The following is a 15184-nucleotide window of genomic DNA, read 5'->3' as shown; positions in this document are numbered from 1 at the left end:
GGAATCCTTCTTCTTATCTGATCACTTGTCTTTGGGGAAGACAGTGCCAAGGTTGCGCCAGTTTTCGTTGGACGCCTGGGCATCCTTGTTCCAGTCCGGGTAGGTGCTCATCATGTCGGGCACCTGGGCCGGCCACCAGCAAGGGTCAGAGCAGCCATAAAGGTCGGCTTCCATCGGCTGGCACAGCGACGACACACCGCCAAACGCATCGATCTCCCAACCCGGGTCGGTGGTCGAGGCGCAGCCCGCGACGGAGCTCATCGCCACCACTTCTTCGATACGGTTTTCGGCCGCGGCCTCATCGAGTTTCAACGCTTTGTTATTGATTGCCTTGAGATGTTTCATATCAGTGAGCCTTGCGCGGAGTGATGTAGCTGCTGATAAACGCAGGGTTGTTAGCCATGATCCGGGTGTAGACCTCGATGCCGAAGTCGACCCAGTCACGCATCAGTTCGCAGTAGTGATAGGTCGGGTGGGTCGGGTCGCCGTAGCGGGCGTAGCTCTCGTGGTAGCAACCGCCGGAGCACAGATTGCGGATCTGGCAGTCCTCGCAACCCGTGTTGGTACGGTCAAGGCGCTGGGACAGGAAGTCGTTCAACTCCACTTGTTTCACACCGCTGTGCACATTGCCGAAGGTCGGCAGCGAAGAGCCGGTAAAGCGGTGACACAGGTTCAGTTCGCCCTTGTGATCCACCGCCAGCATCTTCAGGCCCGCGCCGCATGGCAGGGCTTTTTTGTGGCCTTCGTGGATGTCGGTGATCAACTGGTGCAGGTTGGAGAACCCAATGTTGCGATGCTCCAGCGCCGCTTCCAGATAACGCCGGCCAAGCCTCTTCATGCTGGCGAAGACTTCAATCAACTCGTCGCTGCTCAGGTTGAAGGTGCTGATGTCGCCGGAGGTCACCGGGGCAAACCCGACTTCGGCAAACCCCAGTTCATTGAACAGGTGATCCCAGATGGTTTCGACGTCGGTGACGCCGGTGGTCAGGGTCACCCGCGCACCGACAGGACGGCTGTTGTAGCGCGACAGCAGCATCTCGGCCTTGCGCCGCACCACGTCGTACGTGCCCTGCCCGCCCACGGTGATGCGATTGCGGTCGTGCACGGTTTTCGGCCCGTCGATACTCACCGAAAGCCCAAAGCGATGGGCGTTGAGGTAGTCCACGGTCTCTTCGGTGAGCAGCGTGGCGTTGGTGGTCATGACGAACTCGACGAACTTGCCGGCCTCGCGGAAACGCTTCTCGCAATAGTCGACCATGTACTCGATCAGCTTGCGATTGCTCAGCGGTTCGCCACCGAAGAACACCACGGTGAAACGCTCTTCGTCCGGGGATTCGCGCAGCAGCATTTCCACGGACGCAACAGCCGTTTCGACGTCCATTTTCTTGCCCGCCGACGGCTTGTCGAGGTCTTCCTTGTAGCAGTAGGTGCAGCTCAAGTTGCAGCCGGTGTTGACGTTTAGCACCACGGTATTGATCGCGGTGCGCTCGACCCGTTTGGTGCCGATGTCCGGGGTCAGTGGCGAGCCGTCGCTGACCAGTTCCAGGGCCATCAGCTCGCGCAGGGTCTCGGTGATTTCTTCACCGTTGAAGCGCGCGGCCAAACGCTCGATCAGGTCGTCCGACGAACAGCCGGGACCGCGCAAGGTGTCGATGATGGTGCCGGTCAGCTCATCGCTGGCGAACAGCGAACTGCTGGGGATATGGAACAGCATGCGGTCGGCATCGACATGCACTTCGTGCAGGTTCCGTTCGACCAGATTCAAAATAGCGCCCATTGCAACCTCCTGTGCAAACCCCGTTTTACGGGGCCTGCGGTCATTCCAAAAAGTGTCTGATTCGGTTAACGGTCAGCCAACTCATGGAATGGGTGGATTGTTCCAGCGTTGCACGGTGACGATCATGTGGCCTTCGCCGGTCAGGGATTTCCCTGCGTCGTCGACAGCGGCAATCACCTTGAGGTTGCCGGCATTGTTGGTGGACATTTTGCGTTGCGGGTTCGGCCCCGCATCGCCTGGGGTGAACACGCCGCTGTCGGCTTGCATGGTGCCGGCGAACTTGACGTCTTCGTCTTCCTTGGCACGGTCGTCGAAGGCTTCGACTTTCCATTGCGCCGGGAACACACCGATGCGATACGGCTTGCCGTCAGCGCCCTTGCCCCAGGCTTCAGCGTCGAAACGGCCCTGGACTTTCGGTGTCGAACCACCGCCCTCGCCGATCCGCGCCACCGAGAACTCGGGCACGACTTTGACTTCGGCGATTTTGCTGTAGACCGACAGGGTCGGGCCTTTCAGTGTGCCGACGGTGACATTGCGCAGCCCCGGTTGGGCGTTGCTGGCGGCCTTGAGCTTGACGCGCATGCGTTCCGGACTTTGCTCCAGCACTTCGACCACTTCCACGCCTTTGCCGAAGTTCGGTTTGCCGGTGAGGCCGCTGCCGATCAGGGTGACTTCGGTCTCGGCGCCAGCCTTCAGATAACCCGGTTGAACGGCCAGCAAGCGACTGCTGCCCTGCTTGGCCGCGACGAAGTCCAGACCGCGCTCGTCATGCTCGGCCTCGAACATCCGGCCTTGCATCGCATGGCCTTGAGCGGCGAACACCTGACGCATGGTCACGCCGTCGATGGTCACGTTGCCGCGCCATTCGTAGCCGCTGTAGAGAATTGCACTGCCGTCGCCATTGAACGCCGTGCCGTCGGCGTATTGGCCTTTGACGCTGACCTTGAAGGTGTCGTCGCCAGCGGCGCTGACGCTCATCACGCCGGCCAGTTCACCTTTGCCCGGCAGGTGGCCGCTGAAGCTCCAGTCGCCGACAAACGCTTCGGCTTTGGGGGCTGCGCTCAGCCATTTTTTCCAGGCCGGGTTGTCCAGCGGATAACGCTTGGCCAACAGCGGCACCATTTCTTTTCGAGCCAGATCGAACCAGTCACGGTCGCGAGACAGGGCCTGATATTCCAGCGACGGCCATTGACCAAGGTGAAAGTTCACCAGACGCTCCCATTCCTGGGCCGGACGCCGTTGCAGGGCGACCCGTGCCCCGGAGTGGCAACGGCCGCACATCTGGCTGGTCTGGTCGTCGAATTTCTCAACGGTATTGAGTCGGCGCTCCAACGCGTAACGCACGCCATCGGTTTCGCTCGGCGCCAGGCCTTGGGTGTCGGCCAGGTATTTGACCAGGGTGCGGCGGTCGTCATCGCTGATATGCAAACCGTGCATGGTCTGCATCCGGGCGATGCTCATCAGCCAGCCTTCCGGGGTTTTGCGCTGGTGACTGATGCGGCTCAGGGCGTTTTCGGCTTCAGGGGTGTGACAGCCCTGACAGGTTTCCTTGAGGATGGTCTGGGCGTCGCGGGCTGCCAGGCTGTAAGGCGAATGCAGCGCCACACACGCGGCTACGGCCAGCAGACTGGCGCTCAGGCCTGATCGGAGTTTTCTCTTCATCAACGTCGAACCTCGCACGGTGCTTTCTTATTTTTGTGGCTTATCGTTTTTATGGTTTCTGCCGCCGGCGGCGCACCGCAGACGGAGGCAAGAGAAACGTCTGCAATGAGCAATACACGGAGCGTGCCAGCTTGTTGGTTACCTTATTTATCAATAAGTTACGTAAAGTTGAGTGCTGTTGGCCCTGCCTGATCGAGTTTGCCTGCGTCTAATATCGCGACAGGTGTTGCAGTCTGAGACAAGCATAGTTGCCCCAGCCAAACGTGACTCACCGAGTCTGCCGAACCGCGCCAGCGCTCAAGTTTTCCCCCGGCCCGTCGATAACCTGCGTACACCAAACGTTAAGGGAATGACGACATGGCAATTTCTTTAAATTCTGCCTTGATCCAGCCATCGGCCGCTCAACTCAGCCAGTCCAGCCAACCGCTGACAGCGAAAACGCTGACTGAAGACCAGCAGAAAACCACGGTAAACATCAATCCGGCGGCGATTTACCATCCAAGTGATGAAGCACCTGCAACCAGCCTGCCCCTGGAGTCGATCGAGACCTGGATCGGCCGCTCCCAGTCACCCGATTTCCCGCAGGTTGCCGAGCGACACAAAAACGCCCATCAATCACTGAAATTTTCTTTCGAAGAGTTCCAGTCCGCGCTGACCCACGCCTATCCGGACCTCGCCGAGAAAAAATTCGGCTTCACCATTCAAGCGGATGGAAGCCTCAAGGCCCTCAACAGTTCAGGCGCGCTCAGTTCTTCCGACATGAATCGGCTGAACAATTTGCTGAATGCCTCCAGTTCGCTCAAATCGGCAGCGAGCAGTTACCGCGACGCCTCCATCGACCTGGTGGCCGCCGACTCCGTATGGGGGGGCGCCTACGTGGGCGGGTACAACCTGAACAAGGAGAACTTCGCCAGCACCATCGATCTGGGCGCGCTGTTCTTGAAAAAAGGCTCGGCGCCAAACGCTGAAACCCTGAACGGCTTCTTCTCTTCTCAGTTGTGGAGCAAAGGCGAACGGATGACGCAGGCGTCGGAAGTGCAGATGCTGAGCGAACGCAATAAGGTCGACGTGACGGCCTGATTTCGACAACAGGCGCGGATTGCCCGAATCAGCTCAGGCCTCACCCTCGGCCTGGGCTGAAAAACCCGTCTCTTGAATCTCAGGCGCAGTCGCGATTTGCGACAAAGCCTCGGTTGCTGTCGACCACGGATCCCACCCAGCGCCCGCCGCCAAAGGGCGATTCGGCCCTTCCGGACAGTTGGCACAGCCATTGCGAAAGCCTCGTTCTCACGAACAACAAGAGGCCTCGCCATGACGCTCCCTTACCTGCTTCCCGCCACCTCGGCATTCATCCAGCGCGCCCCGCGCATGCTTATCGGCGGCGACTGGGTCGAGGCTGCCGACGGCCAGACCATGCCCCTGCACAACCCGGCCACCGGCGAAGTGCTGTGCGTGGTGCCGCGGGCCACGCCCGAAGACGTTGACCGTGCGGTGCTCGCGGCGCGTCAGGCGTTCGATGATTCCGCCTGGACCCGCACCCGCCCCCGAGAGCGGCAGAACCTGTTGTGGAAACTCGCCGACCTGATGGCGCGCGACGCCGAACTGCTGGCGCAGCTGGAATGCCTGAACAACGGCAAAAGCGCGGCGGTGGCCCAAGTGATGGACGTGCAACTGTCCATCGACTTCCTGCGCTACATGGCCGGTTGGGCAACCAAAATCGAAGGCTCCAGCGTTGAAGTGTCGCTGCCGCTGATGCCGAACGATCAGTTCCACAGTTTCATTCGTCGCGAAGCGGTGGGCGTGGTCGGCGCCATCGTCGCCTGGAACTTCCCGCTGCTGCTGGCCTGCTGGAAACTCGGCCCGGCCCTGGCCACCGGTTGCACCGTGGTGCTCAAGCCTGCCGATGAAACCCCGCTGACTGCCTTGAAACTCGCCGAACTGGTGCTGGAAGCCGGTTACCCCGAAGGCGTGTTCAACGCGGTCACCGGCACCGGCATCACCGCCGGTTCGGCGCTGACCCACAACCCGCTGGTGGACAAGCTGACCTTCACCGGCTCCACCGCCGTCGGCAAGCAGATCGGCAAGATCGCCATGGACTCCATGACCCGCGTCACCCTGGAGCTGGGCGGCAAATCGCCGACCATCGTCATGGCCGACGCCGACCTGAAGACCGCCGCCGCAGGCGCTGCCAGCGCGATTTTCTTCAATCAGGGTCAGGTCTGTTGTGCCGGCTCGCGGCTGTACGTGCAGCGCAAGCATTTTGACAATGTGGTGGCGGACATCGCCGACATTGCCAACGCCATGAAGCTCGGTAGCGGGCTGGACCCGAGCGTGGAGATGGGGCCACTGATCTCGGCGCGTCAGCAGGAGCGCGTCTACGGGTACATCGAAAAGGGCCGGGAAAGTGGCGCGACGATTGCCTGCGGCGGTGAGCAATTCGGGCCGGGATTCTTCGTCAAACCGACGGTGATCGTCGATGTCGATCAGAAGCACTCGCTGGTGCAGGAAGAGATTTTCGGGCCGGTGCTGGTGGCGATTCCGTTCGATGATGAAGCCGATGCGTTGCGCATGGCCAATGACAGTCCGTACGGGCTTGGCGCTAGCATCTGGTCGAATGATCTGGCGGCGGTGCACCGGATGATTCCGCGGATCAAGTCGGGTTCGGTGTGGGTCAATTGTCACAGTGCGCTTGATCCGGCGTTGCCGTTTGGCGGGTACAAGATGTCGGGGGTCGGGCGCGAGATGGGGTATGCGGCGATCGAGCATTACACCGAGTTGAAGTCGGTGTTGATCAAGTTGTAACAGCGGCGCCCTACAGGCCGCCATCGCGGGCAAGCCCGCTCCCACAGTGATTTAAATCCCCTGTAGGAGCCGGCTTGCTGGCGATGAGGGCCGCCCAACCACCACAAAAATCAGGGTTTAAAACCCTGCCCCAACAACCAACTGCGAACCAGCCTGCCCTGCTCCGCCGTCAACCCCGCCAACGCCTGCCCGGCCGGTTCGGTCCGCAACCTGCGCAGCAACGGCGCCAGTTCAACCCCCTGCACATGCCAGATCCCCAACGGCTGATCTGCCGTAATCACCACCTCGGCCTCATCGACAAAACCATCTTTCAACACCGGCGCCCGCTCAATCCGCAGCGCTGCAAAATCCGCCTCGGCATGCGCCTCTTCAGCATCCGGCCACTGCCGCCGCGCCTGCCAGAACGGCTGATTCAGCCAACGCTGCTCATCGGCATAAAAATCCCGCCCGATTCGCGCAAAACGCAAAAACAACTGCTCGACCCGCTGCTGATGAAAGCGCTGCGCCAACGCCGCTCGCTCAGGTTTTCGCAACAAGGTGTTGATCACCGCAGGCGCTTGCAACGCCGAGGATAAGGACTGAAAAATCCCGTTGCCGGACAGCGGGTCCACCGCCATCGCCGCATCGCCGACCCGAATCCAGTTTTCGCCACACACCTGCGGGTTCAGAATCGCGGTGCTGCTGCGCGCATGCAGTTGCAGGTCGATTTCAGGTTCGCTCGCAAAAAACGCCCGTGCCAAGGTCGAGTCCTGGCGCCGCTGGCGACAGTAATCCAGCAATTGCGCCTTGCCCGGCAGCGCAGCGCTGGCGACGTCCACCGTCCACTGCCAATAACACTGACCGTCCGCCCGTCGCGCCATCCACGCCCAGCCGTCCGCAAGGCTTTCCACGGCACTGGCGGTGTCACCCGGCGCACCTTGCCAGCGATTGAGCAGGCTGACCGTCTCTGGCCCGCGCAGCCCCTTGCCGAGCGCCGGCGCCTGGCGTCCGCGCGCCTCTACGAGGAAGTCCGCAAGCAACGCTTCATGTCCCTCAATCTCGACCCGATGCCCCGTCGCCGAGGTCTGTACCGTCAGCACCCGGCCTTCAATCAACTCGACGCCCGCCAGGCGCAGGTCCTCCCGCAGACCGCGATCAAAGCTCGGCCGGTCGAGTAGAAATTCGATGTTTTGTGCATGTTGCTGACCGTTCCACGACACCTGCCGCTGCGACGGTAAGGCCGCATCCGCCAGCGCCTTATGCAAACCGGCACCGCGCAAGGCCTCCAGCACCCGCACCGACACGCCTTCCAGCGCGGCAAAGCGGCGCCACTCACTGACCAGCGTCACGGGGTAACCGAGCCGCCGCAAACCCAAGGCCACCGCCGCTCCCGCCGGCCCTGCGCCGATAATCAGGATCATGCGCCGAAGCGCCGTTCAGGGCCGCGATAACGGGCATTCTCCCGCAGCCACTCAATGACCTCTTCGTTGTTCGCCTCAGGCTGTGCAACGAGGAAACCGGCAATGTGCCCGCTCAACGCCGCACAGCCAAGGCTAGCGCCGGACTGCCCCGGATAGGTGCCATGCACACACGCGGCGAAATCTGCCTGAGCACTGTTGAGCCATGACCATTCCTGTTCGGCGCAACGGGCATCGCCGGTCACCCGCAGCACCTGTGGATAATTCGCCGGGAACACGCCCTCGCCCTGCGCCGGGCTCGACGCACATAGCAGGATGCCGTGCGCTACCGCTGCTGCGCAGGCTTCGCGCAATAGACTGCGGTCCTGGCGCAAACCGAGGCTCAGATTGATCAGCCGCACGTCCTGCGCCACCAGCCAGTCAATCGCCGTGGCGATCTGCAAGGCGCTGGTGACGCCACGCTGATCGAACACCTGAGCCACGCAGAACACCGCCGAAGGCGCCCGATGACTGATGGCTTCGATCACCGCGCTGCCGTGGCCCAGAGGGTCGTCGCGCAAGTCACTTTCGGCCAGGCCGTCTGCCAGCAACGAAAACCGCCGTCCGGCAATCACCTGCACCCGTTGCGCCGCCGAATGGCCGCTGTCGACCACACCGATTCGCAGTTCAGACTTCATGCAGCACCGTTTTCGATGTCAGCACGCCGTCGAGCAATTCAAAGCGCAGATCGGCATCCGCCAGGGTGGAGGGGCGATGGCTGATGAGGATGCGCGTGCGTCCGACAAACAGTCGGTCGATGGCCTGGATCACTTCGCGTTCGGTGGCTTCATCCACCGCCGAAGTGGCTTCGTCGAGCACCAGAATCAGCGGGTCCTGCAACAGCGCCCGGGCGATGGCGATGCGCTGTTTCTGCCCGCCGGACAACTGCTGCCCGCGTTCGCCCAACGGACTGTCGAGGCCTTCGGGCAATGAGGCGATCAGGCTGTCGAGTTGTGCCAGCCGCGCCACCTCGGCAATCGATTCACGGCTGGCGTCGGGCACGGCGTAAGCCAGGTTGTCGGCCAGGCTGCCGCGAAACAGCACGATGTCCTGACTGACCACGGCAATCCGCCGGCGCAACTGGAACAGGTCCAGTTCCCGCAGGTCCACGTCGCCGAGCAGTACCCGCCCGGACTGTGGGTCGTGATGCCGTTGCAGCAAATCGATCAGCGTCGATTTGCCGACCCCGGAGCCGCCGCTCAGAGCAACTTTCAAACCGTAGGGAATCCGCGCGTCGATGCCGCGCAAGGTGCTCGGGCGACCGGGATGGCTGAAGTGCACGTCGTCGAAACGCAGTTCGCCGCAGGTCGGCATGGGCTTGGGTTCAACGGGGGTCAGCACCGTCGGTTCTTCACCGCGCAATTCCATCACGCGCCCGAGACTGACGGTCATCCGCTGAATCGCAACATAGAGCCCAAGCAGACTTTGAACCGGCCCGACCGCCATCCCCAGATAGGTGGAAAACGCGATCAGCGCGCCCAGTTGCCAGGTCCCTTGCACCACCCAATAACCGCCAATCAAAAATGCACTGGCACGGGACAGAGACGTCAGCGTCCCCGGCACCGCCTGAGTGAAGAACTCGGTGACTTGCAGGCGCAGCAACTGACTCATGTAACCTTGCCCCAACGCCTCCAGCCGCTTTGATTCACGCTGCTGCTGACCGGCGGACTGGATGAATTTCATCACCGGCAGGGTCTCGACCATGAACGACGACATGTCCGCCGAACGCTCGCGCAACTGCCGTACATCGCGCTCGACCTTGCGGCGCATCCAGCGCAGCCAGAGCACATCGAGGGGAATCAGTACCAGCGCCAGCAGCGACAACTGCCACGACAACGTCAGCAACATCGCCACCGCGACCACCAGGCCGACCACGCTCGACACCGCCGAGAACAGCGAGTCCACCGCGAAGCGCTGGATCTCCGCGACGTCGCCATCGAGGCGCGACATCAGGTCACCGATGCGCCGTTGCCCGTAGAAACTCGGCGACAGGGTTTGCAAATGCCGATAGAGGTCGTCGCGCAGCGAGAACAGAATCCGCCCGGACAACCGCGTGTGCAGGTAACGATTGATCCCTGAAAGTGCCGTGCCGAGCAACCCGGCGACGATCATTAGCCCGGCGACCAGCACCAGCATGGGGAAGTTGCGTGCCAGCAAGCCATCGTCGATCAGCAGCTTGGTCAACCACGGCTGCACCAGCACCAGCGACGAGGCGCAGACTGACAAACCGAGCAGCCCGGCAATCGCCAGACGATGCGGGCGCACAAAGCTGTAGAGCCAGCGCAACGCCGCTTGCAGGGCTTCGGGATTCTGGCTGTCGATCAGCCGAACGATCAGGCGCTGCATCATGTACGCAACTGTTTGAGCTTGCGATACAGAGTTGCGCGGCTGATGCCCAAGGCATCGGCGGCGGCCGAAACGTTGCCCTGATGGCTGTCCAGGGACTGGCGAATCAACTCCAGTTCGTTTTCGCGAATGCTGCCCGACGGGCGGCGTTCGCTGGCGTTCAGTTCGTCGAGCATGCTGTCAGGCAAGTGGTCGAGGCTGAGCACCGTGTCCCCCGGCTCGCGCATGGCCAGCGCAGTGCGCAAGACCATTTCCAGTTGCCGAATGTTGCCCGGCCAGTGATAACCCGCGAGCAGGCGATTCAGATCGTCATGCAGGACCATGCCCGGTGCGTCGAGCCTGGCCAGCAGACGACCGACCAAAGCGCTGAAATCGTCGCGTTCGCGCAGGGCCGGCAGCATTACGCTGATGCCGTTGACCCGGTAGTACAGGTCTTCACGGAAGTGTTTTTATTCGACCAGGCGTTTGAGGTCGCGGTGGGTGGCGCAGATCAGGGCAACGTCAATGTCCTGTTCTTCACCGGCACCCAAAGGTGCGACTTTACGGTCCTGCAAGACGCGCAGCAGACGCGCTTGCAAGGCCAGCGGCATGTCGCCGATTTCGTCGAGAAACAGCGTGCCGCCGTGGGCCTGTTGCAGACGCCCGACCATGCCGCCGCGCCGCGAACCGGTGAACGCACCTTCGCGGTAGCCGAACAGCTCGGACTCGATCAAGCCCTCGGGGATCGCCGCGCAGTTCACCGCGACGAAAGGCTTGTCGCAGCGGCTGCCGGCCATGTGCAAGGCGCGCGCGATCACTTCCTTGCCGGTGCCGGTTTCGCCCAGCAGCAACACTGGCAATTCGTTGGCGAGCCCTTGACGGGCCATGCGCAGAGCGCGGGCATAACGGACATTGCTGCCGGCCAGGGCGTCGAGATCCGGTGGCGGTTTAGTGGTTTTGGCGGTGCTGCGCGGTGGTGTGCTGACGTTGATCGACCGCTGCGGCGCACGTAGGGTTTTGTAGAAGAACTCACCTTTGGCGGTCTGCAAACTGCCGACGCCGCCCTGCTGCAGACGCGACAACAGTTGCAGGCCGTCGACGCCGAGAAACTCTTCGCAACGACGACCGACCAGTGCCGAGCGTTCGGCGTGGAGCAACTGACACGCCTGGGCGCTGACCGCAAGAATCTGCCCGCCAAGGCTCACCGCCAACAGGCCCTGCCAAGGGGATTCGAGGTACTGCCGACGACTGTGGAACGCCAACACGATCTGCTCTGGAAAACTGGCGTTGAACACCCGGCTTTCAATCTGACTGACCGCCATGGCCAACAGTGCGGTGCTGTCGTGCACGCGGCCGAGCGGGCCTTCGCGGGTCAGGTCGAGGACGCCGAGGATGTCACCTTGCGGGCAATAAATCGGCACCGAGGTGCAGGAGAAATCGGTCAGGCGATCGAGGTAGTGCTCGCCGCAATCGATCATCGTCGGCCGGGCTTCCACCAGTGCGGTGCCTAGCGCGTTGGTGCCGCGAGCGGCTTCGCTCCAGCAGGCGCCAAGGGTGATGTCCTGCAGGCCGCTGCCCTTGAGGCGATCGGCGCGGCCTTCGACGGCGAGGATGGTCGCGTCGGAATTGGCGAGGATGATCAGGCCTTCCTTGCCCTGACGCTCGGCCAGGTAATCGATCGCCGGCAATGCTGCGTCGATCAGCAGGCGATTGCTCGCCAGCAGCACGTCGAGGCTCGCGCTCGATTCCAGCGCCAGTTCATGTTGGCTGTTGAAATGCACGCCATGGCTGAGGCTACGGCGCCACGATGCATCGATTTCCGCCCGTAACACGCCATCGGGGACTTCGCCCTCGAGATGGAGTTTTTCCCGGGCCAGCCTGGCTTCACGGTGCAGCTTGGGGGAAGTTGTTTTTATTAGCGTCATCAAGCGCTCCGGATCGGTCCGCCCTGCGCTTTTTTAAGTTCAGCGCCCTGCCGCAATCTTTACGTTAACGTCAGGGCGATGGCAAGTGCCTTATGGCGCTTGGGTTTTACGTTCTCACTTAAACGTGAGGATCGCCAGGCGGTTTACTCGGCGTGGCGTACTGCGGTTTCAAGTGACCGTCCTGATCGAGTAACCAGGCGTCCATGATTTGTCGCACCACAGGCCCGGCGACGCGACCGCCAGCCTCACCGTTTTCGATCATCACCGAGATCACAATCTTCGGGTGCTCGGCCGGCGCGAAGCCGACAAACAAGGCGTTGTCGCGGTTACGCTCAAGGGTTTTCGCCCGGTTGTAGCGCTCACCCTGTTTGATCGCGACCACTTGCGCGGTACCGCTTTTCCCGGCAATGCGGTACTAAGCGCCCTGCGCCGCCGCTCGGGCGATCCCGCGAGCGTCGTGCATGACCATTTGCATGCCGTGGTTGACCTGCTCCCAGTCACGCGGGTCTTTCAACAGGATGTTTGGCATCGGATGCTCATCCACTGGCGCCACACCGTCCACGGTTTTGGCCAGGTGCGGGCGGTTCCACACACCTTTGTTGGCGATCAGCGCAGTGGCTTGAGCCAGCTGCAACGGCGTGACCTGCATGTACCCCTGGCCGATGCCGAGGATCACTGTCTCACCGGGGAACCACGCCTGACGGCGAGTGGCGCGCTTCCACGCCTGGGACGGCATCAAACCGGCAGACTCCTCGAACATATCCAGCGAGACCTTCTCGCCGAGACCGAACATCGCCATGTAGTCGTGCAGTCGATCGATGCCCAGCTTGTGCGCCAGGTCGTAGAAGTAGGTGTCATTGGAGCGCATGATCGCCGCGTCCATGTCCACCCAACCGTCACCGCTGTGGTTCCAGTTACGGTACTTGTGATCGAAGTCCGGGAGTTGGTAATAACCAGGGTCGAAGACGCGGGTCTGCGGGGTCACGACACCCGCATCCAGTCCGGCAATCGCCACTTCAGGCTTGATGGTCGAACCGGGCGCATAGAGACCGCGCAGCACGCGGTTGAACAGCGGCCGGTCGATGGAGTCGTGCAGTGCCGCGTACTCCTTGAAGCTGATCCCGGTCACGAACAGGTTCGGGTCAAAGCTTGGCTTGCTGACCATGGCCAACACTTCACCGGTCGATGGATCGAGCGCGACCACTGAACCTCGACGATCACCCAAGGCTTCTTCGGCGGCTTCCTGAAGTTTGACGTCGAGGCTCAGGACGATGTTTTTACCGGGTACTGGATCGGTGTGTTTGAGCACTCGCAGCACGCGACCTTGAGCGTTGGTTTCGACTTCTTCGTAACCGACGTGGCCGTGCAATTCTGATTCATAAAACTTTTCAATCCCGGTTTTGCCAATGGATTGGGTGCCCCGGTATTCGACAGTATCCAGGGCCTTGGATTCTTTCTCGTTGATACGACCGACGTAGCCAATGGAATGGGCGAAGTGCGCGCCCATCGGGTAGTGGCGAACAAACTGCGGCTCAACGTCGATTCCTGGCAGGCGGAATTCGTTGACGGCGAGTACGGCGATTTGCTCTTCACTGAGTTCGTAGAACAGCGTGACGGGCACGAATGGATGGCGCGCCTGCTTCATCGCCTTGTCGAACAGCGTCCGGTCCTCTGCGGGCAGGTGCAGGAGGTTGACCACCTCATCCAGCTCTTCTTTGACGTCAGCGGCGCGCTCCCGGGTGATGGTCAGGTTGAAGCTGGGGCGATTGTCGGCGAGGACCACGCCGTTGCGGTCGTAGATCAAGCCGCGCGTGGGGGTGATGGGCAATACGTGGACGCGATTGTTTTCGGAGATGGTCGAGTGATAGTCAAACTCGACCACTTGCAGCACGTACAGGCGCACCACCAGCGCGCAGGTGATTGCGACGACGAACAAGGCGCAAGCCATCAGTCTTTTGTTGACCAGGCGCGTCTCTTTTTCGTGGTCCTTGATCGGTATCGGTTGGGGCATTTCTGCAGCTGCTCTTTAACTAAAAAGGGTCGCCGATCCGTAGGCTTGAAATCAGTCCGTTAAAAAACGAGCTGCACCATACCAAAAACCATACGGTCACTTTAGTGCGATTTCCTCTAACGGTTGTCCCTTGAGGGCCAAAACGATGGTTGGTTTTTTGTGGCTCGTGCGATTTGTTCAAAACTGATGTTCCGATTCATGCATTTTTCTTGCAGAGGGGCCTGTGGATACTGGGTGCATGTCATTCCCTTTGTTGGAGTCTTTTCATGCATCCACGATTTACACGATTACTCGGTTTGAGCGGTTTTTCCATTGGGCTGGAGTTGCCACTGGATAACGATTGGTCCAGCGACGGCCAGCGACGACGAATTGCCGAGGATCGCCCTTTCGGTGTTCCGGACCTGAAGCAACATGCGGCAATGGCGCGGCTGGCAGACAAGGCTGGGTTCCGCGCTCTATGGGTGCGCGATGTACCGGTTTACGACCCGAATTTCGGCGATGCGGCGCAGGTGTTCGAAACCTTTTCCTACCTTGGATACCTCGCAGGAATCACCGACAACATCATGTTGGGTACGGCGGCGGTGGTACTGCCATTGCGTCAGCCCTGGCTCACGTTAAAGTCAGCAAACAGTGTTGATGAGTTGAGTGATGGACGTTTATTGCTCGGCGTGGCCAGTGGCGACCGGCCGATGGAATATCCGTTGTTTGGAGTGGATTACGCTCAGCGGGGAGAGATTTTTCGCGACACGGTGGAGTTGCTGCGCGACCAGGGTGAAGGCCGTCTGCCTGAAGGTGCGGTCCTGCTTCCGCAGCGAGGTGAGCCTGTTCCATTGTTGGTGGCAGGTCTTGGTCAGCAATCACCCGCATGGATTGGTGAGCACATGGATGGCTGGCTCGCCTACCCGGGTACACCAGATGAACATCGGCGTCGGGTTGGGTTGTGGCGCGAGGTGGGTGGGGATAAGCCTTACATCAGCTTCGTCCACCTGGATTTGGCAGCCAATCCTCACACACCGATGCGACGTGTACGTTTCGGCGGCATTTGCGGGCGGTTGGCGTTGATTGATGAGCTTCAGGCATTGCGTGAGGCTGGGGTACAGCATGTTGGCCTGCATGTGCGTCGCAGTGAACGACCGGTTGCCGAGATTATTGAAGAGATCGCTGAACACGTTCTGCCGAAGTTTCACTGACAACGCAGTGGCTTCAAGGGCAGCCAATGAGGCTGCCCTTATTTCGCCACTTTCCT

9 protein-coding genes and 2 pseudogenes are annotated in these 15184 nt (G+C 61.1%); 3 read left to right on the top strand and 8 right to left on the bottom strand.

All coding sequences use genetic code 11. The annotated features are described in order from the left end of the window. Positions 1 to 21: 21 nt before the first annotated feature. The 3 genes from qhpC to peaA form a co-directional block, all read right to left on the bottom strand. Positions 22 to 345 (bottom strand): quinohemoprotein amine dehydrogenase subunit gamma, encoded by a 324-nt coding sequence (qhpC, locus tag ACI77H_RS06515; protein ID WP_008145336.1) that lies wholly within the window; start codon positions 343 to 345, stop codon positions 22 to 24. A 1-nt stretch (position 346) separates the two neighbouring features. Next, positions 347 to 1777: a quinohemoprotein amine dehydrogenase maturation protein gene (gene peaB / locus ACI77H_RS06510; RefSeq protein ID WP_407011058.1), complete on the bottom strand. Its 1431-nt coding sequence runs from the start codon at positions 1775 to 1777 to the stop codon at positions 347 to 349. A gap of 81 nt (positions 1778 to 1858) precedes the next feature. After that, on the bottom strand, positions 1859 to 3439 hold the full coding sequence (gene peaA, locus ACI77H_RS06505) for a quinohemoprotein amine dehydrogenase subunit alpha (RefSeq protein ID WP_407011056.1): 1581 nt from the start codon (positions 3437 to 3439) through the stop codon (positions 1859 to 1861). Between the two features lie 357 nt (positions 3440 to 3796). On the opposite strand from peaA, the gene ACI77H_RS06500 reads away from it, so the two are divergent. Both ACI77H_RS06500 and ACI77H_RS06495 read left to right on the top strand, forming a co-directional pair. Further along, positions 3797 to 4519, top strand: a complete 723-nt coding sequence (locus tag ACI77H_RS06500; protein ID WP_407011055.1) for a hypothetical protein — start codon at positions 3797 to 3799, stop codon at positions 4517 to 4519. Between the two features lie 231 nt (positions 4520 to 4750). Beyond that, positions 4751 to 6241, top strand: coding sequence for an aldehyde dehydrogenase family protein (locus ACI77H_RS06495; RefSeq protein ID WP_407011054.1), 1491 nt, complete (start codon positions 4751 to 4753; stop codon positions 6239 to 6241). A 110-nt stretch (positions 6242 to 6351) separates the two neighbouring features. On the opposite strand, the gene ACI77H_RS06490 is transcribed toward ACI77H_RS06495, so the two are convergent. The 5 genes and pseudogenes from ACI77H_RS06490 to mrdA all read right to left on the bottom strand — a co-directional run bounded on the left by ACI77H_RS06490 (position 6352) and on the right by mrdA (position 13938). Beyond that, positions 6352 to 7641, bottom strand: coding sequence for an NAD(P)/FAD-dependent oxidoreductase (locus ACI77H_RS06490; protein ID WP_407011053.1), 1290 nt, complete (start codon positions 7639 to 7641; stop codon positions 6352 to 6354). Then, positions 7638 to 8315, bottom strand: a complete 678-nt coding sequence (locus tag ACI77H_RS06485) for a S8 family serine peptidase (protein ID WP_407011052.1) — start codon at positions 8313 to 8315, stop codon at positions 7638 to 7640. The genes ACI77H_RS06490 and ACI77H_RS06485 overlap by 4 nt, the downstream gene beginning before the upstream one ends. Beyond that, positions 8305 to 10023: an ABC transporter ATP-binding protein gene (locus tag ACI77H_RS06480; protein ID WP_407011549.1), complete on the bottom strand. Its 1719-nt coding sequence runs from the start codon at positions 10021 to 10023 to the stop codon at positions 8305 to 8307. The genes ACI77H_RS06485 and ACI77H_RS06480 overlap by 11 nt, the downstream gene beginning before the upstream one ends. Next, positions 10023 to 11927 (bottom strand): annotated as a pseudogene (locus tag ACI77H_RS06475) (sigma-54-dependent Fis family transcriptional regulator). Before ACI77H_RS06475 ends, ACI77H_RS06480 begins: the two are co-directional and overlap by 1 nt. A gap of 118 nt (positions 11928 to 12045) precedes the next feature. Next, a pseudogene (gene mrdA / locus ACI77H_RS06470) lies at positions 12046 to 13938 on the bottom strand (penicillin-binding protein 2). A gap of 266 nt (positions 13939 to 14204) precedes the next feature. Here mrdA and ACI77H_RS06465 point away from each other — a divergent pair. After that, entirely contained in the window at positions 14205 to 15128 is a 924-nt protein-coding gene (locus tag ACI77H_RS06465) for a TIGR03571 family LLM class oxidoreductase (protein WP_407011050.1), read from the top strand. Positions 15129 to 15184 lie beyond the last annotated feature (56 nt).

Origin of the sequence: Pseudomonas sp. O230, from assembly GCF_045447035.1 — a bacterium.
Lineage (GTDB): Bacteria > Pseudomonadota > Gammaproteobacteria > Pseudomonadales > Pseudomonadaceae > Aquipseudomonas.
Note: the sequence above shows the minus strand (reverse complement) of the source record. Positions and strands in the feature narration are given on the sequence as shown.

What these genes read in the sequence shown, in the direction of transcription:
- qhpC (WP_008145336.1), bottom strand. Translation starts at nt 345, where the DNA reads ATGAAACATCTCAAGGCAATCAATAACAAAGCGTTGAAACTCGATGAG.
- peaB (WP_407011058.1), bottom strand. Translation starts at nt 1,777, where the DNA reads ATGGGCGCTATTTTGAATCTGGTCGAACGGAACCTGCACGAAGTGCAT.
- peaA (WP_407011056.1), bottom strand. Translation starts at nt 3,439, where the DNA reads ATGAAGAGAAAACTCCGATCAGGCCTGAGCGCCAGTCTGCTGGCCGTA.
- ACI77H_RS06500 (WP_407011055.1), top strand. Translation starts at nt 3,797, where the DNA reads ATGGCAATTTCTTTAAATTCTGCCTTGATCCAGCCATCGGCCGCTCAA.
- ACI77H_RS06495 (WP_407011054.1), top strand. Translation starts at nt 4,751, where the DNA reads ATGACGCTCCCTTACCTGCTTCCCGCCACCTCGGCATTCATCCAGCGC.
- ACI77H_RS06490 (WP_407011053.1), bottom strand. Translation starts at nt 7,641, where the DNA reads ATGATCCTGATTATCGGCGCAGGGCCGGCGGGAGCGGCGGTGGCCTTG.
- ACI77H_RS06485 (WP_407011052.1), bottom strand. Translation starts at nt 8,315, where the DNA reads ATGAAGTCTGAACTGCGAATCGGTGTGGTCGACAGCGGCCATTCGGCG.
- ACI77H_RS06480 (WP_407011549.1), bottom strand. Translation starts at nt 10,023, where the DNA reads ATGCAGCGCCTGATCGTTCGGCTGATCGACAGCCAGAATCCCGAAGCC.
- ACI77H_RS06465 (WP_407011050.1), top strand. Translation starts at nt 14,205, where the DNA reads ATGCATCCACGATTTACACGATTACTCGGTTTGAGCGGTTTTTCCATT.